We start from the raw sequence: 25103 nt of genomic DNA on the forward strand, positions 1-25103 counted from the left end.
CACCGACAAACTCTTTGACACAGCCCCTAGCGGAGCGCCGCGATGTACTGATCCACGAGGGCGACCTGCCGCTCGGGCGGGAAGCGGTCCGGGTCGAAGAGCGCCTGCGTGACCACCCCGTGGCCGAACGCGGCCGCGCCCGCCACCACGTCGTCCACGTCGGACCCGGCGGCCAGCTCGCCGCGGCGCAGTGCCGCCTCGACGTGCGGGCGGAGCAGGCCGCGCCACCGCTCGTACCGCCGCGCCTCGTACGCGGTCAGCTCCGGGTCGCCCAGCGCGGCGTCCCAGAAGCTGACCCACACCCTGTTCATGACCGTGGCCTCGGGGGTGAGCGGCAGGACGAACAGCAGCGCCGCCCGCAGCCCGGCGAGCCCTTCGGCGCCCGCGTCCGGCCGGGCCAGCCGCTCGCCCTGCTCCTGCGCCACGTCGAGCGCGTGCCGCAGCAGCTCCCGCTTGCTGGGGAAGTAGTGGGTGAGCAGCCCGGTCGTCGAGCCGAGCTCGGCCGCCACGGCGCGCAGGGTCAGCCCGCCGAACCCCTTGTCCGCGAGCACCTGCCACACGGCCCGGGACACGTCGAGCCGCCGCGCGTCATGATCCCCCCGAGCCGGCACCCCCTCACGCTACCGGCCACCGCCGCCGGTCCCGGCCGCCGGGCCGGGACCGGTCGGCTGGTCAGGCGTCCCGGGCCTGGAGCACCAGCGCTCCCACCAGCAGCGCGCCGGCGGCCCACAGCGCGAGCACGCCCAGGCCCGCCCACGGCCCGATCGGCAGCTCGTCCAGGCCGGTCGTGGCCTGTATCGACTGGCCGGCGCTCATCGGTCCCAGCTTCTGCAGGCGGCGCTGCCAGTCCTCGTCCGACATGGACATCGCGACGATCGGAAAGAGGTAGAGCAGGCCGAGCACGGCGCCGATGGCCGCCGCCGGCTGGCGCACCACCGCCGTCACGCCGAGGGCCAGCAGCGCGACGAGCAGCAGGTACAGGACCGATCCGGCGGCCGCCCGCAGCACCGCGCCGCCGCCGGCCGGTGACGGCCCGTCGGCGGACAGCACCGCCACGGGTACCGCCACCGCGGCGGCCGGCAGCACGACCGCCGCCAGCACGGCCGCCTTTGCCGCGAGGACGGCCGGGCGGCGGGGGAGGGCGGCGAGCGTCACGCGCATCATGCCCGTGGCGTACTCGCCGCCGATCACCAGGACCGCCAGGACCGCGAGCACCGACTGTCCGATGTGGATGCCGGTCAGGCTGGTGCGGGTCGGGTCGGCGCCACACTCGCCCGGCGAGCAGGCGGCCGCCGCGAGCGCGCCCAGCCCGGCCGTACCCACCGCGGCGCCGAGCAGCAGCCAGGCCGTGCCGGGCAGCGTCCACAGCTTCGTCCACTCGGCGCGCAGGGCCACGGGCATCACGCGTCCCTCCGCCGCAGCAGCAGGGCGGCGCCGGCGAGAGCGACGGCCGCGTACCCGGCCAGCACCCCGAAGCCGGCCCACGGCGGCAGCGGGAAGTAGCCGTCGGTGGGGATGTAGAGGTTGGCCACCTGGTCGTACTGCTTCGCGCTCTGCTGCAGCGCGAACGCCGCCGCCGGCGTCACCCGCAGCACCCACCGGCCGGCGTCGGTCGGGAGGGCCGCCATCACCAGCAGGTACGGCAGCACGATCGTCGCCACGGCGGCGGTGACCGCGGTCGCGCCGCGGCGCAGCAGCGTGCCGAGGGCGAGGGCGAGCACGGCGGCGACCGCGAGCAGCGCGCCGGTGCCGATGATCACGCGCAGCTCGGTGGCGGTGCTGACCGCGTGCACGTAGACGCCGTTGCCGCGCAGGAGCCGCTTGCCCAGCGTGACCACTACGGCCGCGGCGGCCACGCCGGTCAGGAACGTCACGGACGCGACAACCACCGCCTTCGCGGCCAGCACCAGGCCGCGGCCGGGCGTGGCGGCCAGGGTGGTGCGGATGAGGCCGCGCCGGTACTCCCCGGTGGCCACCATCGTGCCCACCACGACCATCACGATCAGCGCGGCGAACGTGCCGACGAGCGTCTGCGTGATCGTCGTGCCGAGGCCGGCCGCGCCCGCCACCGCGGGGGCGATGTCGCCGCTGCCGGTGAGCGTGAAGGTGCCGCCGTCCCGCTCGTACCCGCTCAGCGGCTCCTCGCCGGGGCGGCCCACCGCGCCGACGACCGTGTCGGTCCACCCGTCCGCCGGCGTCACGCCGTCGAACACGGCGGTGACCCGGCTCGGCGTGCTGGACGCGCTCATCGCGCCGATCGACTGGCTCATGATCTCCGCGTACTGCGGCGACGTGGCGAACAGGCCGATCTCCACAGTGGACGGCAGGTCGTCGAGGCGCACCGAGCCGACGTCGGTCCACCGCGTACCGTCGGCGGACTCGGCACCGGTGACCGTGTCGCCGGCCCGGGTCAGCCGCAGCCAGCGGGTGCCGGTGGCGGCCGAGCCGGCGCGGTCGTGGACGAAGTCGTGCTGCATGCGTACCCCGTGGGCGCCGGTGAGCAGCACCGCCGCGTAGCTGGAGCCGCGTCGCGTGCCGTCCTTGACGATGAGGCCGGCCTTGGCCCACGGCACCGTCACCTCGCCCGCGTCCGGCACGCTCCCGGTCATCGACGCCACCCGGGCCGTCACGCTGCCGTCACCGGTCAGCGGCCGGTGCACGAACGTGAACGAGTCCGTCACCTCCTCGCCGCCCGGTCCCACCGGCAGGGCGCACTCCGAGCCCGGGCCGCGCTGCCCGCACGAGCCGCTCATGCCCGGCGCCAGCCCGAGCCCGACCATCGCCACCGCCGCGACCGCGGTCGCGACCACCCAGCCGCGCACGGTCCGGAACTTCGTCCACTCCGCGCGCACCGCCGTCAGGAACCCCGTCATGACGCCGCCGCCCGGTACTCGACCGCGTCCCGGGTCAGCTCCAGGTACGCGTCCTCAAGGGTGGCCCGGTGCGCGGACACCTCGGAGAACGGGACCCGGCGCGCGCCGAGCAGCCCGATCACCTCCTCGGCGCCGAGCCCGGACACCGTCAGCGTGTCCGGGCCGGTCGCGGTCACGGCCGCGCCGGCCTCGGCGAGCACCGCGGCGGCCGCGCCCGACGTCGAACGCACCGTCACCCGCCCGCCGGCCGTCGCGGTCAGCAGCTCGGCGACGGTGGCGTCGGCGATCACCCGTCCCCGCCCGACGATCACCACGTGGTCGGCGGTGCCCTGCAGCTCACCCATCAGGTGGCTGGACACCAGGACGGCCCGGCCTTCGGCGGCCAGCGACCGCAGGAAGCCGCGGGTCCAGATGATGCCCTCCGGGTCCATCCCGTTGAACGGCTCGTCCAGCAGCACGGCGGCCGGGTCGCCCAGCAGCGCGGCGGCGATGCCGAGCCGCTGCCGCATGCCGAGCGAGAACCCGCCCGCCCGCCGCCGGGCCACCCCGCCGAGGCCGACCACGTCGAGCACCTCGTCCACCCGGGCGGCGGTCAGGCCCTGCGAGTGGGCCAGCCACAGCAGGTGGTTGCGGGCGGTGCGGCTGGGCTGGAGCGCGCTCGCGTCCAGCAGCGAGCCCACCACCCGCATGGGGTGGCGCAGGCTCCGGTACGGCCGGCCGCCGACCAGCGCGGTGCCCGCCTCCGCCCGGTCCAGGCCGAGGATCACCCGCATGGTCGTGGACTTGCCGGCGCCGTTGGGGCCGACGAAGCCGGTCACCTGTCCCGGCCGCACCGTGAACGTCATGCCGTCCAGGGCGAGGTGCGGCCCGTACCGCTTGCGCAGCCCCCGCACCTCGATGGTCGCGTCAGTAGTCATGGCCAGGAGTTGTACGCGCCGGCCGGTGTCAGCACGGTGCCGCGCAACGACACTCCGTTGACACTTTCGGCCTGGCATCGTGGGGCACATGCGCGTGCTCGTGGTGGAAGACTTCGAGATCCTGGCCCGGACGATCGGCACCGGGCTGCGCCGCGAGGGCATGGCCGTCGACGTGGTGCTGGACGGCGACGACGCGCTGGAGCACTTGGCCGTCACGCGGTACGACGTGGTGGTGCTCGACCGCGACATCCCCGGTACGCACGGTGACGAGGTGTGCCGGCGGATCGTCGCCTCCCACCCGGCGAGCCGGGTGCTGATGCTCACCGCCGCCGGTACGGTCAAGCACCGCGTCGAGGGGTTGGGCCTCGGCGCCGACGACTACCTGCCCAAGCCGTTCGACTTCGCCGAGCTGGTGGCCCGCATCCGGGCCCTCGCCCGGCGGCCGACCACGGTGCTGCCGCCCGTCCTTTCGTGCGGTGACCTGACCCTCGACTCGAACACGCGGGTGGCCGCGCGCGGCGGCCGGCGGCTCGACCTGAGCCCGAAGGAGTTCGCGGTGCTGGAGTGCCTGATGGCGGCCGGCGGCCGGGTGGTCTCCGCGGAGGAGCTGCTGGAGCGGGTCTGGGACGAGGCGGCCGACCCGTTCACGACCGCGGTGAAGACCACCGTGCGGCGGCTGCGCGGCAAGCTCGGCGACCCGCCGGTCGTGCACACCGTGCGCGAGGCCGGGTACCGGATCGGCGCCGCCTGATGGCCCGCCGCCGCTCGCTGCGCACGCAGCTGATGCTGCTGTACACGGTGCCGTTCCTCATCTCCGGCGTCCTGCTGCTCAGCCTCTCCTTCTCGCAGACCGGTTCGAGCTCGCCGGTCGGTGTCGGGCCGGCGGAGGAGCCGAGCGTGGAGGAGGGGCCGGACGTCGCGCTGTTCGTGCTGCTGCTCGCCGTGATGGTGGTCCTCGCGGTCGTGCTCGGCTGGCTCGTCGCCGGCCGGTTCCTGCGGCCGCTGCGCGGCATCGTCGCGACCGCGCGGGACATCTCGGCCACCAACCTGCACCGCCGCCTCGGCGACGCCGGGCGCGGCCGCGAGTTCGCGGAGCTGGCTGCGACGCTCGACGACCTGTTCGCGCGGCTGGAGGCGGCGTTCGAGTCGCAGCGGCGGTTCGTGGCCAACGCCGCGCACGAGCTGCGCACCCCGCTGACCGCCGAGCGGACGCTGCTGCAGGTCGCGCTCGCCGACCCGGACGCGACCGCCGAGACGCTGCGCGCCGCCTGCCAGGAGGTCATCGCGCTCGGCGCCGCGCAGGAGCGGCTGATCAACGCGCTGCTCACGCTTGCCAGCGGGGAGCAGGGGGTGGAGCGGCGGGAGCGGTTCGACCTGGCGGCGGTGGCCGGTCACGCGGTGGCCGCCCGCCGCGCGGAGGCGGACCGGCGCGGCGTCCGGATCGACACCGCCTTCGCGCCCGCACCGGCCGCCGGCGACCCGAGCCTTGTGGAGAGCCTCGTGGCAAACCTCGTCGACAACGCCGTTCGCTACAACGCGCCGGGCGGCCGGGTCGAGGTGAGCACGGGCGGGACCGGCTCCGGCGGCCTGGTCCGGGTGTGGAACACCGGGCCGGTCGTGCCGCCCGGCGAGGTCGAGCGGCTGTTCCAGCCGTTTCAGCGCCTGGGCCGCGACCGCCTGACCCCGGGGCGACCGGCGGGGGCGAGCGCGGCCAGCACGGCCGCCGGCCGTGACGGCCACGGGTTGGGGCTTGCGATCGTGCGGGCGATCGCCGTCGCGCACGGCGCCGCGCTCCGGGTCACGGCCCGACCCGAGGGCGGGCTCGACGTCGAGGTAGCCTTCCCCGCAGGTACATAACAACTGTTGTGTACGTGCCCCTCGGAGGTTGACCCATGCTCACCTGGCCCCTGACCGACGGCGCCGAGATGCGGGCGCTGGAGCCGTGGCTGGCGGAGGAGTTCGCCGCGTACATCGCCCGCCACCGCGAGCACCTGGCCCGCTGGCTGCCCTGGGCGCAGTCCCTCGTCGACGTCGACGGCACCCGCGCGTGGCTGCAGCGGTACGCCGAGGAGGTGGCCCGCGACGGCGGCCGGATCTACGGCATCTGGCTCGACGGCGAGCTGGTCGGCGGCACGCTCTTCCGGATCTTCGACACCCGGCTGAGCACGGCCGAGATCGGCGTCTGGCTGTCGCCCGAGGCCAGCGGCCGCGGGCTCGTCACGATCGCCGCCCGCCGGATGATCGAGTGGGCCGTCGAGGAGCGCGGCATCCACCGCGTGGAGTGGCGCTGCGTGCCCGACAACGCCCGCAGCGTCGCGGCCGCCCGGCGGCTCGGCATGACCAACGAGGGGACGATGCGCGGCGCGTACCCGTACCGCGGCGTCCACCACGACATCCAGGTCTGGTCGCTGCTGGCCGAGGAGTGGCGGGCCCAAGTCAGGTGAGCAGCATCCGGCCGAGGCGGCGGTGCGCGACCCACCAGCCGGCGCCGCCCATCGCGGCCAGGTACGCCACCGCGGCGAGCGTGCCGGCGCCGAGCGCGCCCGTGGTGAGGCCGCGGATCAGCTCGATGCTCTGGTAGAGCGGCAGCGCGGCGACCACCGGCTGCAGCGGCCGCGGGTACAGCGACAGAGGGAAGAACGTGGTCGCGAACAGGAACATCGGCAGCATGCACAGCTGCAGGTACTGGTGGTGGTGGAAGTCGCGCATCAGCGTGGCCACCGCCAGCCCGGCCGCCGAGAACGCGAACGCCACGAGCACCGCCGCCGGCACCGCGAGCAGCGCCCACCACGAGCGGACCATGCCGAGCGCGGTGATGACGGCAAGGAAGCAGGTCGAGGACAGTCCACTTCGGAGCACCGAGGCGGCGATCTCGCCGGCCGCGATGTCGCCGACCCGCATGGGCGTGGTGACGATCGCGTCGTACACCTTCTCGAACCGCACCCGGAACCAGAACGAGCCGGTGGTCTCGTTGACGGCGCTGTTCATCGCCGCGGTGGCCAGGAGCGCGGGCGCGACGAACGCGGCGTACCGGCTCGTCTCCGGCCCCGCCACGACGAGCTGGCCGACGCCGATGCCGATCGACAGCAGGTAGAGGAACGGCTCGAAGATGCCGTCCACCAGCAGCCCCCACGGGCGGCCGCGGCGCAGCACCCACAGGTGGCGCACGACGATCAGATGCACGTGTGCCTCCTCAGGCGTGCAGGTGACGGCGGTAGTTGCGGCGGGCCAGCAGGTAGCCGGCGGCGCCCATCGCGGTCAGGTACGCCACGTGACCCAGCGACCCGGCCCACGTGGCTGTGCCGAGGCTCAGCGAGCGGCACAGGTCGACGCCGTGCCACAGCGGCGTGACGTACACGACCGGGCGCAGCGCCTCGGGCAGCTGGGCGACCGCGAAGAACGTGCCGGAGAACAGGTACAGCGGCATGACCACCCACTTGTAGACCCGCCCCACCGGCTCCACATCGGACAGCGTGACCGCCCACGCCGCGGCCGGCAGCGCGAACGCCATCGCGGTCAGCGCCGCGGCCGGCAGCGCGAGGAGCACCATCGCGGACCGCGCGGCGCCCAGCGCCACCATGACGGCCAGGAACGCGGCGGCGCTCATCGTCACCCGTACCGCCATGAAGAGCGCGTGCCCGTGCAGCAGGTCGGACGGCTCCAGCGGGGTGGCGACCGCGACCGGATAGCTGCCGCCGGGCCGGCGTCCCCAGCTGACCGGGAAGGCCGACTCGACAAGGCCGTTCTGCATGGCGGCGGCGGCCAGGATGCCCGGCGCGAAGAACGCCAGGTAGCTCACCCCGCCGAGCGCCCGCGTGTCCGGCGCGACGATCTGCCCCAGCCCCGAGCCGATCGCGACGAGGAAGAGCAGCGGGTTGGCCACGCTGATCACGACGGTGCCGCGCCAGGTGCGGCGGTAGCGCAGCAGCCAGTACCGGAAGGCCCTGATCGCCATCAGTCCACCAGGGTCCGGCCGGTGAGCGCGAGGAAGACGTCCTCCAGGCTCGCCCGCCGCACCAGCGCCGTCGCGGGTCTAAGACCCAGCTCGTGTACCGCCGCCAGGGCCGCGTCGCCCTCGGCGGTGTACCAGAGCAGGCGGTCGGGCAGCTCCTCCATCCGGTCCGCGTGCCGGGCGGCGCGCAGCTTGTCCACGGCGGTGGCCTGCTCGCCGACCGGGAAGCGGAGCTCGAGGACCTCGCGCGTGGAGTGCGTGGCGATCAGCTCGGCCGGCGACCCCTGCGCGACGATCCTCCCCTTGTCCATCACGACGAGCCGGTCGCAGAGCTGCTCGGCCTCGTCCATGTAGTGGGTGGTGAGCACCAGGCTCACGCCCTGCTGCTTGAGCCGGAAGAGCCGGTCCCAGAGCACGTGCCGGGCCTGCGGGTCGAGGCCGGTCGTCGGCTCGTCGAGGAGCAGGATCTCCGGCTCGTTGATGAGCGAGCGGGCGATCGTGAGCCGCCGCCGCATGCCGCCGGAGAGCGCGTCGACCCGCTCGGCGCCGCGCTCCTCCAGTTGCGCGAACTCCAGCAGCCGCGCGCTGCGCTCCGCGATGACGGCCTTGGGCAGCCCGAAGTACCGCCCGTAGATGAGCAGGTTTTCCCGGACGGACAGCTCGCGGTCGAGCGCGTCGTCCTGCGGCACCACGCCCAGCCGCGCCCGGATCCGTCGCCCGTCGGCGGCCGGGTCCATGCCGAGCACGCGGAGCGTGCCGCCGGTGGCGGGGGAGACGCAGGCGATCATCCGCATCGTGGAGGACTTGCCGGCCCCGTTGGGCCCGAGGAACCCGAACGACTCGCCCCGGCGCAGCTGGAAGTCGATCCCGTCGACCGCGACGAACGGCGAGCCGTGCCGGTCCCGCGCCGGGTAACGCTTGACGAGGCCGCGCGCCTCGACCAGGAGATCGTCACTCACGCGGGCAGCGTAGGAAATCGCGCAGCTATCCGCAATTCTTTAACAGCGAGACGAAATTTCACGACTGCTTTGTACAAGACGGGTTCTGCGTCCGGTGCCGCCTGCCGTCGCAGCGTCCAGGCGCCGCCCGGGACGGCTCCGCCAAGCGCCGCGGCCGCCGGCCGCGCGGACGGTGAGCGAGCCGGTCGGCAGCAGCACCTCGTCGAGCTGCGTGGTGCCGCCGGCGGCGACGCGCACCGGGTCGGCGGTCGCCGCGCTGCTGCGGCCGGTCGCCCACTGCACCTGGCCGCCGGACTCGTACCGGACGGTGTACGTGCCGGGCCACACCATCTTGAACCAGGTGCCGTCGGCCGCCGTGGTGGCCGGGAACTGCCGGCCGCGCGCCGCGTCCTCGATGACCACGCCGCTGGCGACCGGCGGCTGCCCGGCCCGGTCGGTGAGCCGGCCGCGCACCATCCCGGTGGGCAGCTGGCGCTCGTCGAGCGTCACGCTCTGCCCGGCCACGACCTGTACCGGCCGGGTCGCCGCCTCCGACTCGGCGCCGCCGAGCCACTGGTCTATCAATGTGACGAGAGGTCGCACCCTGCGTTTCCCACCGCCGCGCGCCTCGGTTACGGCACCGTCTTCTCGATCGCCGCCGGCCCTTCTTCGGCCAGCCGCCGCCGCGCCCGCGCGATGTTCTCCGGCGTGGGGTCCCGCCCCTCGGCGACCACCAGGTCCTCCGGCTCCCACGGCTGGTCGGACCCGGTCCGCGGCTGCTCCTCGCGCGGCCGCCGCTCACTGTTCTCCGTCATCGCACCACCCCTCGCGGTACGCATACCCCGATCCCCGCAATCCACCCGCCCCTCCCCGTTGATCAGGGACCTCATGGGTGGACACGCCGGCCGACACGCCCACCAACTCCCTGATCAACAGCCAGCAGCACGGCCCGCAGCGCGGCCGTGGAGCAGGGGGAGGAGGGCGGCTGGGGACTCGACGTGGGCGTTGTGGCCCAGCCCGGGGAGGGTGACCGGGTTCGGAACGAGGGCCGCGAGCTGGGCCGCGTCCACCATCCGGTCGTGCTCGCCGCGGGCCAGGACAACCGGTACCGGCGCGGCGGCCAGCAGTGCGGCCACACCTGGCTCGCCGACACCGAACGCGCGTGGGTCGAACGCCGGCCGCCACCCCTCGTCCACCCGCACCACGGCCGCGTCGAGCGCGGGGTCGGCCGGGTCGGTGAGCCCGTCGAGGCCGGCGACCTTCAGGTGGCGGCGGACCGCCTCCTCGCGCGTGGCGAACACCGGCGCCTCCCGCGCGGCCAGCGCCGCCGCGCGGGAAAGCTCGTCGGCTGTCCACGCGACCTTGATGCCGAGCCCGACCACGGCGCGCACGCCGGGCCGGCCGGCGAGGTGCAGCCCGATCACCCCGCCGAACGAGTGGCCCACGACCACGGTGCCGCGCGGGTCGACGAGCCCGGCGACCGCGTCCGCCACCGCCGCGAACGTGTAATCCGCGAGCGGCGCCGAGCCGCCGTGCCCCGGCAGGTCGGGCGCGACCCAGGCGGAGCCGCCGATGGCGCCGGTGAGGCCGGACCACACGTCGCCGGTGGCGCCGAGGCCGTGCAGCAGCAGGAATGTGGGCGGTTCGCCGCCGCCGGCGCGTACCCGAAGATCGGTCATGCCGCCAGCATCGCCGACCGCGGACCCCGCAGCTCACGGCGGGTGCCCTCCGGTGCGTGGCGGCGGACCGCCACGCACCGGCGCGGGGTGTCAGCCGGCGGTGCAGGACCTGATCTGCGGTCGGGCGCCGCTGTTGCCGTTCATCATCGTGGTGAAGCCGAACGTGTTGCCGCTGCCGTTCGACCGCACCGTCATCACCGTCCCGCTGCTGTCCCAGCTGAAGCTGCCGTTCCAGGTGGTCGTGACCCGCTGCGGCGAGGTGATGCCGATGACGACCGTCCAGCTGCTGGCGCCGCTGACCGTGACGGACGTGTTGTAGCGGTCGCCCCACACGTTGGGGGTGGTGGCCGTCGCGGTGCAGGAGCCGCCACCGCCCGGCGGCGGGGTGGTCGGGTTGCCGCCGCCACCGCCGTCGGGCGCCACGGCGCGGCCGGTCGACGGCGAGATCATGCCGGGGCAGAGGTTGCGGCTGGTCAGGTTCGCCATGATCTGCGGGATGGCGTTCTGGGTGTTCTGGATGCCGTCGTGCATGAGGATGACCTGGCCGTTCTGCAGCCGGCCGGCGGCGGACACGATGGCGCTCACGCTCGCGCCGTTCCAGTCCTGCGAGTCGACGTCCCAGAGGACCTGCCGCATGCCGAGCGAGGAGGCCACCGACTGCAGCGTCGAGTTGGTCTCGCCGTACGGCGGGCGGAACAGCTGCGGCCGCACGCCGGTGGCCGACTGGATCGCCGAGCTCGTCTGGGACAGGTCGGACTGCATCTGGGACTGGCTCATCGTGGTCATGTGGGCGTGGTTCCAGCTGTGGTTGGCGACCCACATGCCGGCCGCGACCTGCGCCTGGGCCGCGGCGCGGTTGTTCTGCACGTTCTGGCCGACGTTGAACATCGTGGCCCGCACGCCGTTGTTGCGCAGCACGTTCAGCAGGGCGCTGGTGCTGCCGGTGGGCCCGTCGTCGAAGGTGAGCCCGACGTAGCCGTTGCACGCGGCGGCGCTGGACGGTGCAGCGGTGACCGCGATGGCCACGCCGCCCATGGCGACGGCGGTGGCGAGGGCCGCGAGCCGGGCGGTGTGCGCCAGCCGGCGGGAGCCGGCCGGTGGGTGGGTACTGCCGAGTCTTCCGAACATGCCGGTGCCCTTCCTGGTGGGTGGGGACGTGCGCGGGGCGCGGTTCAGCGGCGCGGGAGGCATTGATGGACCGCGATCCACTGGAACGTTTCGCAGTATGACTCGGTAGTTTTCGGAGCACAAGCCCCTGCCTGCCAGGGGTATACGGGCTCAGCCGCCCTCGGCGCCGGCCAACGGGCGCGACCTGGCAGCATCCGATCCCGCAAGTTTTCCGGAAGACATTTCGGCGCCTGGGCCGGACCGCGACAGTCCTGTATGGAGCCCGCCGGCCGGAAGGGGGAGGCATGACGGACAAGCACGATCTGTCCGGATGCTCGAAGTGGACCGTCCCCACGACGGCAACGGTGGTTGTCCATAGAGCGGGCGTGGAATAGCGTCCTTTCGTTGCCCGCGTATCCGACCGGGTGCGTCGGGTGATCGACCTCGTGCATTGACGCGCGCGGAAAGGGGAGGACGTTGCTACGTGGTACATCCAACGGGGGACTATGTGGACAAGCAGGAAAAGACGGGCATTAGTTTCGATACCTGTGCTGGTTCTCGCCGTAGCCGGGGTGTCGGTCACCTCGGCCGGTCCGGCGGCGGCTGACCGCCCCGCCAAATACATCCCGACTGACCGGGACTACTACATCAACTACGTCGAGCCGAAGGTGGAGCGCACCTCGGACGGCCGGGAGACGGTCGCCGAGGGCGCCAAGCGCGACGTGAAGAAGGGCCAGCCCGACCCGGTCACGCAGTACGGCCGGAAGTTCTTCGAGGGCAACCCGGTCGCGGCGCGGAGCCTCGCCAAGACCGAGGACGAGGCCATCCGCACCGGCAAGAACCCCCGGCACATCCGATACAAGCAGGCCGACGAGACCCAGGTCGCCAAGCTGCTGACCATTCTCATCGAGTTCAACCCCAACGCCAACGACGACTTCAGCGGCGTGATGGTGCCGCAGGCGACGTTCGACGACGCCACCACACCGCAGAACGAGCGTGACTGCGTGCCCGGCAATGTGCAGAACGGGCCGCTGCACAACAACATCCCGAACCCGGCCGACGCGTCCCACCCGGACAACAACAGTTTCTGGGTGCCGGACTTCTCGCCGGAGTTGTACAACGACATGCTCTACACCCGTGAGGGCATCACCGAGCGGGTGCGCAAGGACCTGCGCGGCCCGGACGGCCGGCGGGGCATCAACCTGCGCGGGTACACGATGCACAACATGTACCTGGAGATGTCGAAGGGCGCGTACACCGTCGACGGCGAGGCGACCCCCTGGGTGACGGTGCCGCACTCCGAGGCGTGGTACGGCGCGGACACCTGCACGCAGACCGACGGCGTGTGGGAGGCCGGCCCGAGCCAGGACATGAACGGGCACCCGGACAACCCGGGCGGCGCGGCCACCCTCGGCATCGACGCGGTCAACGTGCTCGCCGCCCAGAACCCGAGCTTCCCGTGGGCCGACTACGACATCGAGGACGTGTCCGACGCGGACGGCGACGGCAACCTCAACGAGCCGGACGGCGTGGTCGACCACCTCGTGCTGGTGCACGCGGGCGAGGACAAGTCCGGTGGCGGCGGTGCCCAGGGCCCGTACGCGATCTGGGCGCACTCCTCCACCGTCGTGCCGGGTCACACCATCCCGGGCACCGACAAGATGATCGCCAACTACATCGTGCAGCCCGAGGACTCCGGCGTCGGCGTCTTCGCCCACGAGTACGGCCACGACCTGGGCCTGCCGGACCTGTACGACACCGCGTCCGGTGGCGACTCCGACGTCGACTTCTGGGACCTGATGTCCTCCGGCTCGCACACCGGGCCGATCTTCCAGGGCATCCCGACGCACATGGGCCTGTGGGACAAGTTCGTGCTCGGCTGGGCCGACCCGCTGATCCTCAACCCGGGCGACGACCCGGCCCGCGTCAAGATCGGGCAGACGTCGCGCACTCCGGTCGGCACCGAGGACGGCGTACGGGTCAACCTGCCCACCAAGCAGGTCAACCTCTCCACGCCGCACAGCGGTGAGGGCCAGTGGTGGACCAACAACGACCAGTCCTGGGCCGACGTGCGGCTGACCCGCGAGGTCGCGGTCCCGGCCGGCACCGACGTGCGCTTCTGGCTGTGGAACCACTACCAGATCGAAGAGGACTGGGACTTCGGCTTCGTCGAGGTGTCCACCGACGGCGGCGCCACGTGGGCCGAGCAGAAGGTCTTCGACGAGGCGGGCAACCTCGTCTCCACCGACGACGGCTACCCGGACCCGCACGGCCGCATGCACGACTACGGCGACAAGAAGTACGGCCTCACCGGCTCCACCGGAGGCGAGTGGCGGCACGACTACGTCAGCCTGAACGCGTTCGCCGGCCAGACCGTCCAGCTGCGGCTGCGGTACGCCACCGACGAGGCGTTCGAGGACGTCGGGTGGTTCACCGACGACTTCTCGGTCACCGCGGACGGCACCACCACGTGGTCCGACGACGTCGAGAGCGGCAACAACGGCTGGACGCCCACGGTGACCTCGTTCACCAACACCACCGGCGCCGGCTGGGCCATCTCGCCCGGCAACTTCTCCTTCGCGCACTACTACCTCGCCGAGTGGCGCAACCACGACGGCTTCGACGAGGGCCTGAAGTACGCGTACAACACGAACTACCTGCGCGACGGCGCGTGGAAGGTCGACCGGGTGCCCTACAACGCCCCCGGCATGCTGGTGTGGTACCGCGACACCAGCTACGGCAACAACAACCACGTGCTCAACAACCTGTTCGACCCGCCGAGCATCGGCTCCAAGGGCGGCCTGCTGATCGTCGACTCGCACTTCGACCCGCTGCGCCGGCAGGGCGTGGCGGCGGACAAGGACCCGTCGCTGCTCAACAACCTGCCCTCGCGGCCGCAGTCGTCGAACGCGGCGTTCGGCTTCGGCAAGACGTACCCGTTCACCGAGTGCTACGAGGCGCCGAGCGAGCCCTTCAGCTCGTACTGCACCAAGTTCAAGTCCCAGTCCGGCGTCACCAACTTCACCGACGCCAAGGGCTGGTACCCCGGTATCGAGTACCGTCCGGACCTCGACCCTGAGAGCCCGCTGTTCTTCCGCGACTCCGACGCGTCGGTCGTGCTGCCCTCCGAGGGCAACGCGCCGTACACGGTGCGGATCGTCGACAAGAACGGCAAGCCCGTGAAGAGCCAGTACGGCATCGACCTGGGTGGCGGCGTCCTGACCGGTACCGGCAACCCCGGCGACGCCGGCGTCAACTTCGGCGTCGGGTTCCGGCTGCTCTACCCCGGCTACAAGAACCAGTGGGTCACCGTCCAGGTGACCCCGCCGCCCGCGGCGCCGTAACGAGGTAAGACCCAAGGGGCCGCCGCCAGCATCGCTGGCGGCGGCCCCACCGTTTGCCCCGGCGGCCCTAGAGTTGCGCAATGCAGGTCTGGTTGTACGTGGCCGGCCGGCCGGCCACGACCGCCCGGCAGCTGGTCCACCTGGCCGAGGCGGTCGAGCGGCACGGGTTCGACGGCATGCTCGTGGCGTCGTCCACAAACGACAGATGGTCCTCGATGCAGGCGGTGGCGCGGCGCACCCGGCGGCTGCGCCTGGGCGTCCTGCTCCCGCCGTCGGCGCTCACCAGCCCCGAGCGCATCGCGGCCGCCGCGGCCGACCTGGACCGGCGCAGCGCCGGGCGCTTCGAGCTCGCACTCGCCGCCACCCGCAACTCGCCGGAGCCCAACCGGCTGCCGCCACTGCCGGAGGGCTTCAGCCGCCTCGACGAGACGCTCGCCGTGCTGACCGGGCTGTGGTGGACGCAGCCCGGCGAGCGGTTCACCTTCACCGGCCGCTACCACACGGTGCTGGACAGCCCGGCGATCACCGCGGTGCAGCAGCCCGGCCCGCCGCTGATCGTCTCCGGCAGCGGCCGCCGCACCACCAGCTACCTCGCGGCGCGCTGGGCCGACGAGGTCAACGTCCCGTTCCGCGGCCTGCGCCACACGGCCCGCCAGTACTGGGACGCCGACGACGCCAGCAGCCACGGCGGCCGCCTGCACCGCGGCCGGCCGCCGCTGCGCCACTCCGCGGCCGTGACCGTCCACAGTGACCCGGACCTGTGCGCCCGCCACCCACCGTCCATATCGGACGAAGACGAGACGCTCGCCGGCACGCCGCACCAGATCGTGGCCGCCCTCCACGAATACCAGAGCATCGGCACCGCCCGCGTCTACCTGCGCCTGCCGGACACGGCCGGGCGCCGGCACTTCGAGCTGATCGCCCGCCAGATCCTGCCCGCCCTGCACCCCGCGCCGACCCCGCCGCCACCGGGTCCGCCGTACTCCTGCTGAGCCCGGCGCCGCACGGCCGTCGCGGATCCTTCGAGGCCGATTGCCCCGGTCCGCGCCAGCCGCTGACCGCATGCTCCCGCGGGCACCGCTCCGGCCGGCGGCTCGCCGGCGCTCGCCGAGATCCCCGGCCTGGCTGCCGGATCTCCTCGTTCTGGGCCTGCGAGACGAGCGTGGCGTTGAGCGTGAGGATGTCGGCGAGGACCTGCCGGAAGCCGTCCACCCGCTCGGCCGCCGTCGTGGCGTGGTCGGCCACGTCGGCCAGGTAGCGGCGCAGCTCCTGGTCGGTGCCGTACTTGTCGAACCCGGCGGTCAGCCCGGCCAGGATCTCCAGCAGCGGCCGGGTGGCCCGCTGGAACTCGAGCACCTCGCGGGACAGCTCGTAGATGCGGCGGGACACCTTCGGGTCGCCGCCGAAGACCTGGGTCTCGATCTCGTCGATGTCGTTCTGCAGCCCGGCGATCACCGGCGCGTATCCGTCGACGACGGCGTCCAGGACCGCGTACAGCACCGCCTCGGGGCCGCGCGCCAGCAGCTCCGGGTCGCCCTCCAGCCGCCGCCGCACCGCCGGCAGGTCGGGCGCCGCGCCGTGCCGCACGGTGAGCACGAAGTTGTGCCCCACGAACAGGTGCAGCTCGGCGAAGTCGACCTCCTCCACGTCGTCGAGGTAGCGCGCCGCCCGCAGCACCACGAAGAGCGTCTCGCCGTACCGCTCCAGCTTCGGCCGCTGGTGCGCGACGATCGCGTCCTCGACCGCGAGCGCGTGCAGCCCGAACTCCTCGCCCACGGTCAGCAGCTGCGCCTCCGACGGCCGGTACAGGCCGATCCAGGCCATCGCGCCGGGCACCCGCTCCAGCCGCTCGGAGATCTGCGCCAGCGTCGGCGGCGTCTCCACCCGCCGCCCCTGCGCGTAGATGGCCGAGGTGACCACGCTCTCCTCGACGGCCGGCACCCGCGGCTCGTCGGCGGCGGCGCGGGGGTCCATCGACAGCTCGGGTGGCGCGCCGTCGGCCGGGCGCCCGTGGGAACGCCGCAACAGCCGCGGCCGTACCCGCGTGCGCCAGTTGTCCGCCATGTCCGCCTCCGCCCGTAGCCCCGCCGTCGCCTGCCGTTATACCCGCGCCCGGGGCGGACGATGTCCGCCGTCTAGCCTTCAGCGGATCTGAACGCGGGATGTAGGAGCATGCGCTACCGCTGAACAGCCCGGTGCGGGACGATCGGCGCATGACCGAGTACCGGGCGGCCTTCGACGCCGACGTGACCTTCCTCAACGGCGGCGGCCTGCAGGTGCAGGGCTTCCGGCTGGACGTGCCGGGCCCGGAGGTGGCCGAGGACGCGCTCGCCGACCTGTTCGTCCGCGAGCTGGGCCTGCTGATGGTGGGCGAGGTGCGGCTCGCCGGGGTGCGGGTCTTCGCCGAGGCGCACAAGGGGACCCGGACCGCCGCGCCCGCGTCCGCCGGAAAGCGGCGGCTCGTCGAGCTCAGCCACGTGATCACCGAGGGCATGACCACGTACCCCGGGCTGCCCGGGCCCGAGATCACGCCGCACCTGACCCGGGCCGACTCGCGCGGGCGCTACGCGCCCGGCACCGAGTTCGCCATCGACCGCATCAGCATGGTGGGCAACACCGGCACCTACCTCGACAGCCCCTTCCACCGGTACGCGGACGGCGCCGACCTCGCCGCCGTACCGCTCGACGCCGTCGCCGACCTGCCCGTGGTGCTCGTCCGGCTGGCCGGCAGCGCCGAGCCGGGGGTGAGCGCGCCGGCCCTCGCGCCCTACGACGTGGCCGGCGCCGCCGTCCTGCTGCACACCGGGTGGGACCGGCACTGGGGCACCGAGGCGTACGGCGGGCCGGACTCTCCGTACCTCACCGAGGACGGCGCGCACGCGCTCGTGGCCGCGGGCGCCCGCCTGGTCGGCATCGACAGCGTCAACATCGACAGCACGGCGAGCGACGCGCGGCCCGCGCACTCCATCCTGCTCGCCGCCGGCATCCCCGTGCTGGAGCACCTCACCGGCCTGGACCAGCTGCCGCCGTCCGGCGCGCGGCTGCACGCGGCGCCGCCGAGGGTGCGGGACTTCGGCACCTTTCCGGTGCGCGCGTACGCGACGGTGACCGAATAGGACAGTCACATTTAAAGCCTTGCGCGGGTACCCGCGGCGGGCTTACCGTAATTGTCAACAACACCGAAAAAGGAGTCCCGACATGTTGTGGCAAGCCATCGCCAAACCGCAGCGCCAGGCGCTGTGCGGTTTCGCGGGCGCGCCCACGGTCGGGCGGCTCGTCTTCGTCACCGCCAGCCAGCGGCACAGCCAGGGTCCGAGGCGGCGAGGTTAGCGCAGGCACACCGCGCTGACGCCGCCCACCCGGATCGGGATCGGGCGGCGTTTCTTTTACACCGGCTTTGCCATTGTCCATTCGCATATTCGCGCGCGGTCATAGCTCAACGGGAGAGCATCGCCTTGCCGAGGCGACGATCCGAGTTCGACCCTCGGTGGCCGCTCCAAACAAGGCGTCCACGACGGCGAGAGGAGGCACGCGATGTACGTACACCGGCTCAGTGTCGGCACCCTCCGGCGCGGCTGCCTTCCGCCGCCCCGCCGCTGCGCGTAGCGGCGGCCCTGGGAGCTGATGTAACCGGCAGCATCGTTGGCTCTGAACCAACGCGTGGGGGTTCGAATCCTCCGCTCCCAGCTCACCATCTCTGGAGGGTTCGCCATTGGCAAGGCAAGCGGGTTGCTAACCCGTGCGGGACACCCCCGTTGCCGGTTCGACTCCGGCACTCTCCGCTCGTCCCGCCGCGGCCCCGGAGGGCCCGGCGCCCGTCCGGCGGGACACGGGCCGCCCTCCGGACCTCGCGGCCGGTCTCTTGATGCGCACTGGGCAACTGACCGCGCTCTTCCCGCGCTTCACGCCGCCGCGCTCGGTGCCGCGCGGCAACTGCTGAGGCGGCAGTATCGCGGCCGGTCGGGTGAGGCCGCACGCGATATCGAAAGGCGGTGAAACGCCAGAAATCGGGACGGGACCGCACGCAGGATGGGCGGAGGCCGTCACGAGGAAAGGCAGGACCGTCATGGCACGAGTGAAGGTCGGCGCTGAGAACGGCGCCGACATCGAGATCTACTACGAGGACCACGGCCAGGGGCAGCCGGTGGTGCTCATCCACGGGTACCCGCTCAACGGGCGCTCGTGGGAGCGCCAGCACCGCGAGCTGCTGGAGGCCGGCTACCGCGTGATCGCGTACGACCGGCGCGGGTGGGGCCAGTCGAGCCGCCCGACGCTCGGGTACGACTACGACACGTTCGCCAGCGACCTCAAAATCCTGATGGAGCACCTCGACCTCACCGACGCGGTGCTGGTCGGCTTCTCGATGGGCACCGGTGAGGTGACCCGCTACCTGGGCAACTTCGGCTCGGCCCGGGTGCGCAAGGCGGCGCTGCTGGGCGCGATCCCACCGTTTCTGCTCAAGACCGGCGACAACCCCGAGGGCGTCGACCAGAAGGTCTTCGACGACATCAAGGCGGCGGTGCTCGCCGACCGGTACGCGTACTTCAAGGACTTCTTCGACAACTTCTACAACACCGACAAGCTGGCGCCGGAGCGGATCAGCCCGCAGGCCTGGCAGGCAAGCTTCAACGTGGCCGCGGACGGCTCGCCGTTCGCCTCGTACGCCTGCGTCGACGCCTGGCTGACCGACTTCCGCGGCGACCTGCCGAAGATCGACGTGCCGGTACTGGTGGTGCACGGCACCGAGGACCGCATCCTGCCCTACGCGAGCACCGCGCAGCGGCTGCCGGGCCTGGTCAAGGACCTGCGCCTGGTGACCGTCGAGGGCGGGCCGCACAACATCGGGTGGACCCACCCGGAGGAGGTGAACCCGGCGCTGCTCGGCTTCCTGAGCGAGTAGTCAACCGCTCAACCAGGCTTGATTTACCTACGTCGATATGGATACGCTGCGCGGAGCGGGAACGGGCGACATCTGGGCATCCGTTCATTCCAGGTGCCGCTCCGTAGCGTGGAGTGGCGTGGTCGCCGCCGGAGGCGCGCATGTCCACAACCACACCCGCCCCGACGGCGGGTCAGCCCTACTACAGTCCGCGCCACGCCGGCCGGCCGCGCCGCCTCGTCCTGCGCGCGGCCGCCGCCATCACCGCCGTGTGGGTCGCGGTCGTCTGGACCTCGCCGCACATCGACGTGGGTCCGGAGGTGCACCGCCTCGCGCTCTTCTGTCACCTCGCCGCGCTCGTGGTGGGCTTCGGCGCCGTGCTCGCCATGGACTGGCTCGGTCTACAGTGGATGCTGCGCCGCCTCGACCTGCCGACGCTGCTGCGCACGACGCACAACGCGCACCTGCTCGTCTGGCTGGGCCTCGCCGGCCTGGTCGCCAGCGGCGCGCTGCTCGGCCCGAACATCGGCGCCGGGCAGACCCGGGTGAAGCTCGTCGCAGTGCTGGCCGTCGCCCTCAACGGCCTTTACGTGGGGCGGCTGCAGCACCGGCTCGGCGCGTACACCGAGTCGCGTCCACCGTGGACACTGCTCGCGGCCGGCGGCCTCGCCTCGCTGGTCTCGCAGGCCGGATGGTGGACCGCGACGGCGGTGGGCTTCCTCTCGGCGCAGAGCTGAGCGGCCGCCCCGTTCCCGCGGCTACGCGTGGCCGCCGCCCTCCATCAGCATGCCGTCCGGGTCGTCGCCGGTGCGCGCGGCGAGGTGGACGCTGAACCAGGCGGTGGCCGCGCTCGCGACCTCGTCCAGCGCGCCCGGCTCCTCGAAGAGGTGGCCGGCGCCCGCCACGACCCGCAGCGCCCACTCGCCGCCGAGGCCCGCGGTGGCCGCGCGGTTGAGCGCGATGACCTCCGGGTCCCGCTCGCCGACGATCAGCAGCGTGGGCGCGACCACCCCGGCCAGGCGGTCGCCGGCCAGGTCGGGGCGCCCGCCGCGGGAGACGACCGCGCGTACCTGCCGGGGCCGCTCGGCGGTCGCCAGCAGCGCCGCGGCCGCGCCCGTGCTGGCGCCGAAGAGCCCGACCGGGAGGCGGTCGAGGACCGCGTGCTCGGGCAGGAGGTCGAGGACCGCGGTCAGCCGGCGCGCGAGCAGCGCGATGTCGAACCGCAGCTCCGCGTCCGCTTCCGCCTCGTCCGGCGTGAGCAGGTCGGTCAGTACCGTGCCGAAACCCGCGCTCGCCAGGCGGCCGGCGACCATGCGGTTGCGCGGGCTCAGCCGCGAGCTGCCGCTGCCGTGCGCGAAGAGCACCACCCCCGGGCCTGCGCCGGGACGGCCAGGTCGGCCTCCAGGACGGTGCCGGCGGCATCCAGCTTCATGGGGTACGGGTACCCGGCGCCGCCGCCGCTATACCGGCTCGTCGCGGTTGACATGTAGGAAACTTCCTACGTATCGTCGGCGGCATGACGATCGACAGCGTGCGGACGATGACCGTTTTCGTCTCCGACCAGGAAAAGGCCCGGGACTTCTACGTGGACGTGCTCGGCTTCGGCGTGAAGGCCGACCAGACCTTCCACGACAACCGGTGGCTGGAGGTGGGCCCGGACGCCGGCACGTCACTGGTGCTGCACAAGCCGTTCCCCGGCGCGACCGCCGGCCTGGCCCAGGGGACCGTGCTGGGCAGCTCGGACGTGGACGCCGACGTGGCCCGCCTGCGCGCGGCCGGCATCGCCGTCGAGGGTCCCACCGACACGCCGTGGGGGCGCCAGGCGACGTTCGCCGACCCGGACGGAAACGGGTTCGTCCTGCACGGGTGAGATGCTGACCCGGTGCCCCGACGCGTCAAGGAAACCCCGCTCGACCAGCTCTTCGCCGCGCTGGCCAACCCCACGCGCCGGGACATCCTCGACGCGCTGCGCGCCGGCGACCGGAGCGCGGGCGACCTGGCCCGCCTCTTCGAGATGAGCCGGCCGAGCGTGTCGGAGCACCTGCGGGCCCTGCGCGAGGCGGGGCTGGTGGAGGAGCGGGCGGTGGGCCGGCAGCGGATCTACCGGGTCACCGCCGCGCCCCTCGCCGACCTGGCCGGCTGGCTGAGCCCGTACGAGCGCTTCTGGCGCGACCGCCTCACCGCGCTCGGCGAGGTCGTCGACCGGATGGGTCCGGAATGACCGAGGACCTGAAGGCGATCCGCGTCGACCACTTCTACCCGCACCCGCCCGCCAAGGTGTGGCGGGCGCTGACCACGCCCGAGCTGATGGCGCAGTGGCTGATGCCCAACGACTTCCGCGCCGAGCCCGGCCACCGCTTCACCCTCCAGGCCCGCCCGGTCGGCGCGACAGGCTTCTCCGGCCGCATCGCGTGCGAGGTCCTCGAGATCACCCCGCCGTCCCGCCTGCGCATCAGCTGGGTCGACGCCGCCCACCCGGACGGCAACCGCACGGAGGTCTCGTGGACCCTCGCCGCCGAGGGCACCGGCACCCGCGTGCTGCTGGAGCACAGCGGCTTCGACCCCGACGACCCCACCGAGCAGCTCGCCCGCCAGATCCTGGGCGGAGGGTGGCAGGGCCGCGTCCGCCGCCGGCTCGCCGCGGTGCTCGACGGCCGGAGCGGGCCCGCCGGTGTATGACGTAGCCGACACCCTTCCCGGAACCTGAGCTTTCGCTTGGCCGGCTCACGATCGCCCGCATAGGGTCAGATGAATGGCGCAGCGCATCTACCGTTCGGCGATCGTCGGCACCGGTGGCATAGCCGGCGCCCACGCGCGGGCCGTCAGGGAGTCGGGCCGGGGCCGCCTCGTGGCCGCCGTCGACGTGGACGCCGAGCGGGCGCGCGCGTTCGCCGGGGAGTGGGACGTGCCGCTGGTCTTCACGAGCCTCGACGAGGTGCTGCTGGCCGAGGAGCTGGACCTGGTGCACATCTGCACGCCGCCGGGCCCGCACGCGCACCTCGCGTCGCGGTGCCTGGCCGCCGGTGTCACCGCCCTCGTGGAAAAGCCGCCGGTCGTCTCGCTCGCCGAGCTCGACCGGCTCGCCGAGGCCGAGCGCGGCTCGGCGGCCTTCGTGGCCACCATCTTCCAGCAGCGGTTCGGCCCGGGCGCGGCACGGCTGCGGCGGATGGCCGCGGCGGGCGAGCTCGGCCGCCCGCTCGTCGCCACGTGCCTGACCCAGTGGTACCGCGACGGCGACTACTTCGCCGTCCCGTGGCGCGGCTCCTGGGATTCCGAGGGCGGCGGGCCGACGATGGGGCACGGCATCCACCAGTTCGACCTGCTGCTGTCGGTGCTCGGCCCGTGGCGGGAGGTCACCGCTGTCGCCGCCCGCCAGGCGCGGCAGGTCGACACCGAGGACGTGTCGATGGCGCTGGTCACCTTCGACAGCGGAGCGGTCGCCACCGTCGTCAACTCGGTGCTGTCGCCGCGGCAGGTGACCGCGCTGCGGTTCGACTACGAGCACGCGACGGTCGAGCTGGAGCATCTCTACAGCTACACCGACGCCGACTGGCGGGTCACGCCCGCGCCCGGCCACGACGCGGTCGCGGCGCGCTGGGCGGCCGACCCCGCGCCCGGCGGCAGTGGCCACAGTGGACAGCTCGCCTCCGTGTACGAGGCGCTCGACGCGGGCCTGCCGCCGCCGGTGACGCTCGCCGACGCCCGCCCGACGGTCGAGTTCATCGCCGCCGTCTACGCCTCCGCGTTCACCGGCGAGCGGGTGCAAAGCGGCGCGGTGCCGGCCGCGTTCGTGGAGCGGATGGACGGGACGGGCGCGCCATGGCGTTGAGGGCGCACCACGTCACCGGGCGGTCGGTCACCGTCACCGCCGGCAACGTCGACCTCCTCACGTACGTGTACGGGCCGGACACCCCCACGGTGGAGTCGCCGAAGCCGTACCTGCACCCGGTGCGCACTCTCGCCGGCGATGTCGTGACGGCCTTCCGCCCCGACGACCACGTGTGGCACAAGGGCATCGCGTGGTCGCTGCCGCACGTGGGGGAGCACAACTTCTGGGGCGGGCCGACCTATGTGGACGGCCGCTACACGCAGCTGGCCAACAACGGCAGCGCGGTGCACCGCGAGCTGACCACGCTCGCGGCCGGCGGCGACCGGGCCGAGGTGGCGCACCGGCTGGAGTGGAGCTCCGAGGCCGGGCGGCCGGTCTGCGACGAGCGGCGCGGCCTCACCGTGACCGTGCTCGACGGCCGCACCTGGGTCCTGGCCTTCAGCACGGCCATGACAAACACGTCGGGCTCCACACTGGACTTCGGCTCGCCCACCACCAAGGGCCGGCCGAACGCCGGCTACGGCGGCCTGTTCTGGCGCGGGCCCCGCTCGTTCACCGGCGGCACCGTGCAGTCGCCCGAGCGCGCCGGCGGCGACGACCTGCGCGGCGTCCGCGCGGAGTGGCTCGCCTACCGCAGCGGCGCCGGGCGCGGCACCACGATCGTGATGGTCGACGACCCGGCGAACCCGAGGCACCCGACGCCGTGGTTCGCGCGCAGCGCCCACTTCGCCTGCCTCTGCCCGGCCCCGTTCTTCCACGAGGAGCTCGCGGTGGCACCCGGCGAGGGCATCGCCTTCCGGTACGCGGTCGTGGTCGCCGCCGGTGACCGCGGCGACGACGGCACCCGCAAGCTGGCCGCGCTCGGCCGTTCGGTGCTGTCGTGAGCGCCCCGGTGTTTCCCGGCGGCACCTCGGTCAGCCGGCTCACCGTCTACACCGGACGGTGCGCGGACGGCCTGGAGGGCGGCACGCCGCACGTGCACACCGCCTCCACCGAGGCGTACGTGGTGACCGCCGGCGAGGGCGCGCTGCAGACCCTGTCCGGCGCCGGTTTCGCCGAGACGCCGCTGCGCGCCGGCACGACCGTGTGGTTCACTCCGGGCGCCATCCACCGGGCGGTCAACCGCGGCGGCCTGCACGTCGTGGTCGTCATGTCCAACGCCGGCCTGCCCGAGGCGGGCGACGCGGTGATGACGTTCCCGCCGGACGTGCTCGCCGACCCGGAGGCGTACCGGGCCGCCGCCACCCTCCCGCCCGGCGGCGACGTCGAGGCCGCGGTCGGGCGCCGCCGCGACCTGGCCGTCGAGGGCTTCCGCCGCCTCGCCGACGCCCTGCGCGCCGGCGACAGCGCACCCCTCGAGGCGTTCTACGCGCAGGCGGCCGCCCTGGTCCGCCCGGCCGTCGCCGGCTGGCGGCGGATCTTCGACGAAACGGTCGCCCGGGAGACCCGGCGCACCGCCGAGGTGCTCGACGCCCTGGAGCGCGGCGACGCCGCCCACCTGCGCGACGCCGCGGTGCGCGAGGCGCCCAGCGGCGAACGCTGGGGCATGTGCGGCCGCCTGACGACCCACTAGCGTCTGTCGCGC

Annotated in this window: 25 protein-coding genes, 3 tRNA genes and 3 pseudogenes; 18 read left to right on the forward strand and 13 right to left on the reverse strand. The window is 73.3% G+C overall.

From position 1 onward, the window contains the following. Window positions 1-26: 26 nt before the first annotated feature. From Phou_RS40090 to Phou_RS40105, 4 genes are all read right to left on the reverse strand, one after another. Complete coding sequence (locus Phou_RS40090) at window positions 27-611, reverse strand: TetR/AcrR family transcriptional regulator (RefSeq protein WP_173067610.1); 585 nt, start codon at window positions 609-611, stop codon at window positions 27-29. A gap of 61 nt (window positions 612-672) precedes the next feature. Further along, the gene (locus Phou_RS40095; RefSeq protein WP_173069026.1) at window positions 673-1401 is read right to left on the reverse strand and encodes an ABC transporter permease subunit; all 729 of its coding nucleotides are present in this window, start codon (window positions 1399-1401) and stop codon (window positions 673-675) included. Beyond that, a complete protein-coding gene (locus tag Phou_RS40100; RefSeq protein WP_173067613.1) occupies window positions 1401-2873 on the reverse strand; it encodes a DUF1349 domain-containing protein in 1473 nt (490 codons plus the stop codon). Before Phou_RS40100 ends, Phou_RS40095 begins: the two co-directional genes overlap by 1 nt. Further along, window positions 2870-3790 (reverse strand): ABC transporter ATP-binding protein, encoded by a 921-nt coding sequence (locus Phou_RS40105; protein ID WP_173067615.1) that lies wholly within the window; start codon window positions 3788-3790, stop codon window positions 2870-2872. The genes Phou_RS40100 and Phou_RS40105 overlap by 4 nt, the downstream gene beginning before the upstream one ends. An 88-nt stretch (window positions 3791-3878) precedes the next feature. On the opposite strand from Phou_RS40105, the gene Phou_RS40110 reads away from it, so the two are divergent. From Phou_RS40110 to Phou_RS40120, 3 genes are read left to right on the forward strand one after another with little or no spacing between them, the layout of a single operon-like run. Beyond that, window positions 3879-4541 (forward strand): response regulator transcription factor, encoded by a 663-nt coding sequence (locus Phou_RS40110; protein WP_173067619.1) that lies wholly within the window; start codon window positions 3879-3881, stop codon window positions 4539-4541. Next, entirely contained in the window at window positions 4541-5647 is a 1107-nt protein-coding gene (locus Phou_RS40115) for a sensor histidine kinase (RefSeq protein WP_173067622.1), read from the forward strand. Before Phou_RS40110 ends, Phou_RS40115 begins: the two co-directional genes overlap by 1 nt. A 35-nt stretch (window positions 5648-5682) precedes the next feature. Further along, window positions 5683-6234, forward strand: a complete 552-nt coding sequence (locus Phou_RS40120) for a GNAT family N-acetyltransferase (protein ID WP_173067625.1) — start codon at window positions 5683-5685, stop codon at window positions 6232-6234. Here the strand turns inward: Phou_RS40120 and Phou_RS40125 are convergent. The 7 genes and pseudogenes from Phou_RS40125 to Phou_RS40155 form a co-directional block, all read right to left on the reverse strand. After that, complete coding sequence (locus tag Phou_RS40125) at window positions 6227-6973, reverse strand: ABC transporter permease (RefSeq protein WP_173067628.1); 747 nt, start codon at window positions 6971-6973, stop codon at window positions 6227-6229. The genes Phou_RS40120 and Phou_RS40125 overlap by 8 nt on opposite strands. Window positions 6974-6983: 10 nt before the next feature. Beyond that, complete coding sequence (locus Phou_RS40130; RefSeq protein WP_173067631.1) at window positions 6984-7745, reverse strand: ABC transporter permease; 762 nt, start codon at window positions 7743-7745, stop codon at window positions 6984-6986. After that, complete coding sequence (locus Phou_RS40135) at window positions 7745-8701, reverse strand: ABC transporter ATP-binding protein (protein WP_173067634.1); 957 nt, start codon at window positions 8699-8701, stop codon at window positions 7745-7747. The genes Phou_RS40130 and Phou_RS40135 overlap by 1 nt, the downstream gene beginning before the upstream one ends. A gap of 39 nt (window positions 8702-8740) precedes the next feature. Next, the gene (locus Phou_RS40140) at window positions 8741-9283 is read right to left on the reverse strand and encodes a carboxypeptidase-like regulatory domain-containing protein (protein WP_173067637.1); all 543 of its coding nucleotides are present in this window, start codon (window positions 9281-9283) and stop codon (window positions 8741-8743) included. A 29-nt stretch (window positions 9284-9312) separates the two neighbouring features. Further along, window positions 9313-9531, reverse strand: a pseudogene (locus Phou_RS40145) (hypothetical protein); the annotation flags it as partial. Between the two features lie 78 nt (window positions 9532-9609). Next, complete coding sequence (locus Phou_RS40150; protein ID WP_173067644.1) at window positions 9610-10359, reverse strand: alpha/beta fold hydrolase; 750 nt, start codon at window positions 10357-10359, stop codon at window positions 9610-9612. A 90-nt stretch (window positions 10360-10449) separates the two neighbouring features. Continuing rightward, the gene (locus Phou_RS40155) at window positions 10450-11487 is read right to left on the reverse strand and encodes a polysaccharide deacetylase family protein (RefSeq protein WP_173067647.1); all 1038 of its coding nucleotides are present in this window, start codon (window positions 11485-11487) and stop codon (window positions 10450-10452) included. Window positions 11488-12014: 527 nt separating this feature from the next. Between Phou_RS40155 and Phou_RS40160 the strand changes: the two genes are divergently transcribed. Next, entirely contained in the window at window positions 12015-14810 is a 2796-nt protein-coding gene (locus tag Phou_RS40160; RefSeq protein ID WP_246274274.1) for an immune inhibitor A domain-containing protein, read from the forward strand. An 80-nt stretch (window positions 14811-14890) separates the two neighbouring features. After that, a complete protein-coding gene (locus Phou_RS40165; protein WP_173067653.1) occupies window positions 14891-15802 on the forward strand; it encodes an LLM class flavin-dependent oxidoreductase in 912 nt (303 codons plus the stop codon). A gap of 202 nt (window positions 15803-16004) precedes the next feature. On the opposite strand, the pseudogene Phou_RS40170 reads toward Phou_RS40165, so the two are convergent. Then, a pseudogene (locus Phou_RS40170) lies at window positions 16005-16874 on the reverse strand (magnesium and cobalt transport protein CorA); the annotation flags it as partial. A 149-nt stretch (window positions 16875-17023) separates the two neighbouring features. Between Phou_RS40170 and Phou_RS40175 the strand changes: the two are divergent. From Phou_RS40175 to Phou_RS40200, 7 genes are all read left to right on the forward strand, one after another. Then, window positions 17024-17926 (forward strand): cyclase family protein, encoded by a 903-nt coding sequence (locus tag Phou_RS40175; RefSeq protein WP_173067655.1) that lies wholly within the window; start codon window positions 17024-17026, stop codon window positions 17924-17926. A gap of 82 nt (window positions 17927-18008) precedes the next feature. After that, window positions 18009-18140 (forward strand): hypothetical protein, encoded by a 132-nt coding sequence (locus Phou_RS54775; RefSeq protein WP_281365153.1) that lies wholly within the window; start codon window positions 18009-18011, stop codon window positions 18138-18140. Window positions 18141-18235: 95 nt separating this feature from the next. Continuing rightward, window positions 18236-18309: transfer RNA gene (locus Phou_RS40180), tRNA-Gly, on the forward strand. Between the two features lie 116 nt (window positions 18310-18425). Then, window positions 18426-18497: transfer RNA gene (locus tag Phou_RS40185), tRNA-Gln, on the forward strand. A 12-nt stretch (window positions 18498-18509) separates the two neighbouring features. Further along, a tRNA-Ser gene (locus Phou_RS40190) sits at window positions 18510-18592 on the forward strand. Window positions 18593-18876: 284 nt separating this feature from the next. Continuing rightward, window positions 18877-19710, forward strand: a complete 834-nt coding sequence (locus Phou_RS40195; protein WP_173067658.1) for an alpha/beta fold hydrolase — start codon at window positions 18877-18879, stop codon at window positions 19708-19710. 140 nt (window positions 19711-19850) lie between these two features. Beyond that, window positions 19851-20426: a hypothetical protein gene (locus Phou_RS40200; RefSeq protein WP_173067660.1), complete on the forward strand. Its 576-nt coding sequence runs from the start codon at window positions 19851-19853 to the stop codon at window positions 20424-20426. A 21-nt stretch (window positions 20427-20447) separates the two neighbouring features. Here Phou_RS40200 and Phou_RS40205 read toward each other — a convergent pair. Beyond that, window positions 20448-21121, reverse strand: a pseudogene (locus Phou_RS40205) (dienelactone hydrolase family protein). A gap of 84 nt (window positions 21122-21205) precedes the next feature. Between Phou_RS40205 and Phou_RS40210 the strand changes: the two are divergent. The 6 genes from Phou_RS40210 to Phou_RS40235 all read left to right on the forward strand — a co-directional run bounded on the left by Phou_RS40210 (window position 21206) and on the right by Phou_RS40235 (window position 25091). After that, window positions 21206-21559 (forward strand): glyoxalase superfamily protein, encoded by a 354-nt coding sequence (locus Phou_RS40210; RefSeq protein ID WP_173067663.1) that lies wholly within the window; start codon window positions 21206-21208, stop codon window positions 21557-21559. A 12-nt stretch (window positions 21560-21571) separates the two neighbouring features. Continuing rightward, entirely contained in the window at window positions 21572-21910 is a 339-nt protein-coding gene (locus Phou_RS40215; protein WP_173067666.1) for an ArsR/SmtB family transcription factor, read from the forward strand. Further along, entirely contained in the window at window positions 21907-22368 is a 462-nt protein-coding gene (locus Phou_RS40220; protein ID WP_173067669.1) for an SRPBCC family protein, read from the forward strand. The genes Phou_RS40215 and Phou_RS40220 overlap by 4 nt, the downstream gene beginning before the upstream one ends. A 73-nt stretch (window positions 22369-22441) precedes the next feature. Continuing rightward, the gene (locus Phou_RS40225) at window positions 22442-23518 is read left to right on the forward strand and encodes a Gfo/Idh/MocA family protein (protein ID WP_173067672.1); all 1077 of its coding nucleotides are present in this window, start codon (window positions 22442-22444) and stop codon (window positions 23516-23518) included. Further along, window positions 23509-24402 carry a DUF6807 domain-containing protein gene (locus Phou_RS40230; RefSeq protein ID WP_173067675.1) on the forward strand — a complete coding sequence of 298 codons (894 nt, stop codon included), beginning with the start codon at window positions 23509-23511 and terminating at the stop codon, window positions 24400-24402. Before Phou_RS40225 ends, Phou_RS40230 begins: the two co-directional genes overlap by 10 nt. Beyond that, on the forward strand, window positions 24399-25091 hold the full coding sequence (locus Phou_RS40235; protein ID WP_173067678.1) for a cupin domain-containing protein: 693 nt from the start codon (window positions 24399-24401) through the stop codon (window positions 25089-25091). The genes Phou_RS40230 and Phou_RS40235 overlap by 4 nt, the downstream gene beginning before the upstream one ends. Window positions 25092-25103 lie beyond the last annotated feature (12 nt).

This window comes from Phytohabitans houttuyneae (assembly GCF_011764425.1).
GTDB classification, from domain to species: Bacteria; Actinomycetota; Actinomycetes; order Mycobacteriales; family Micromonosporaceae; genus Phytohabitans; species Phytohabitans houttuyneae.

What these genes read in the sequence shown, in the direction of transcription:
- Phou_RS40095 (WP_173069026.1), bottom strand. Translation starts at nt 1,401, where the DNA reads ATGCCCGTGGCCCTGCGCGCCGAGTGGACGAAGCTGTGGACGCTGCCC.
- Phou_RS40100 (WP_173067613.1), bottom strand. Translation starts at nt 2,873, where the DNA reads ATGACGGGGTTCCTGACGGCGGTGCGCGCGGAGTGGACGAAGTTCCGG.
- Phou_RS40105 (WP_173067615.1), bottom strand. Translation starts at nt 3,790, where the DNA reads ATGACTACTGACGCGACCATCGAGGTGCGGGGGCTGCGCAAGCGGTAC.
- Phou_RS40110 (WP_173067619.1), top strand. Translation starts at nt 3,879, where the DNA reads ATGCGCGTGCTCGTGGTGGAAGACTTCGAGATCCTGGCCCGGACGATC.
- Phou_RS40115 (WP_173067622.1), top strand. Translation starts at nt 4,541, where the DNA reads ATGGCCCGCCGCCGCTCGCTGCGCACGCAGCTGATGCTGCTGTACACG.
- Phou_RS40120 (WP_173067625.1), top strand. Translation starts at nt 5,683, where the DNA reads ATGCTCACCTGGCCCCTGACCGACGGCGCCGAGATGCGGGCGCTGGAG.
- Phou_RS40130 (WP_173067631.1), bottom strand. Translation starts at nt 7,745, where the DNA reads ATGGCGATCAGGGCCTTCCGGTACTGGCTGCTGCGCTACCGCCGCACC.
- Phou_RS40150 (WP_173067644.1), bottom strand. Translation starts at nt 10,359, where the DNA reads ATGACCGATCTTCGGGTACGCGCCGGCGGCGGCGAACCGCCCACATTC.
- Phou_RS40155 (WP_173067647.1), bottom strand. Translation starts at nt 11,487, where the DNA reads ATGTTCGGAAGACTCGGCAGTACCCACCCACCGGCCGGCTCCCGCCGG.
- Phou_RS40165 (WP_173067653.1), top strand. Translation starts at nt 14,891, where the DNA reads ATGCAGGTCTGGTTGTACGTGGCCGGCCGGCCGGCCACGACCGCCCGG.
- Phou_RS40175 (WP_173067655.1), top strand. Translation starts at nt 17,024, where the DNA reads ATGACCGAGTACCGGGCGGCCTTCGACGCCGACGTGACCTTCCTCAAC.
- Phou_RS54775 (WP_281365153.1), top strand. Translation starts at nt 18,009, where the DNA reads ATGTTGTGGCAAGCCATCGCCAAACCGCAGCGCCAGGCGCTGTGCGGT.
- Phou_RS40195 (WP_173067658.1), top strand. Translation starts at nt 18,877, where the DNA reads ATGGCACGAGTGAAGGTCGGCGCTGAGAACGGCGCCGACATCGAGATC.
- Phou_RS40200 (WP_173067660.1), top strand. Translation starts at nt 19,851, where the DNA reads ATGTCCACAACCACACCCGCCCCGACGGCGGGTCAGCCCTACTACAGT.
- Phou_RS40210 (WP_173067663.1), top strand. Translation starts at nt 21,206, where the DNA reads ATGACGATCGACAGCGTGCGGACGATGACCGTTTTCGTCTCCGACCAG.
- Phou_RS40220 (WP_173067669.1), top strand. Translation starts at nt 21,907, where the DNA reads ATGACCGAGGACCTGAAGGCGATCCGCGTCGACCACTTCTACCCGCAC.
- Phou_RS40225 (WP_173067672.1), top strand. Translation starts at nt 22,442, where the DNA reads ATGGCGCAGCGCATCTACCGTTCGGCGATCGTCGGCACCGGTGGCATA.
- Phou_RS40230 (WP_173067675.1), top strand. Translation starts at nt 23,509, where the DNA reads ATGGCGTTGAGGGCGCACCACGTCACCGGGCGGTCGGTCACCGTCACC.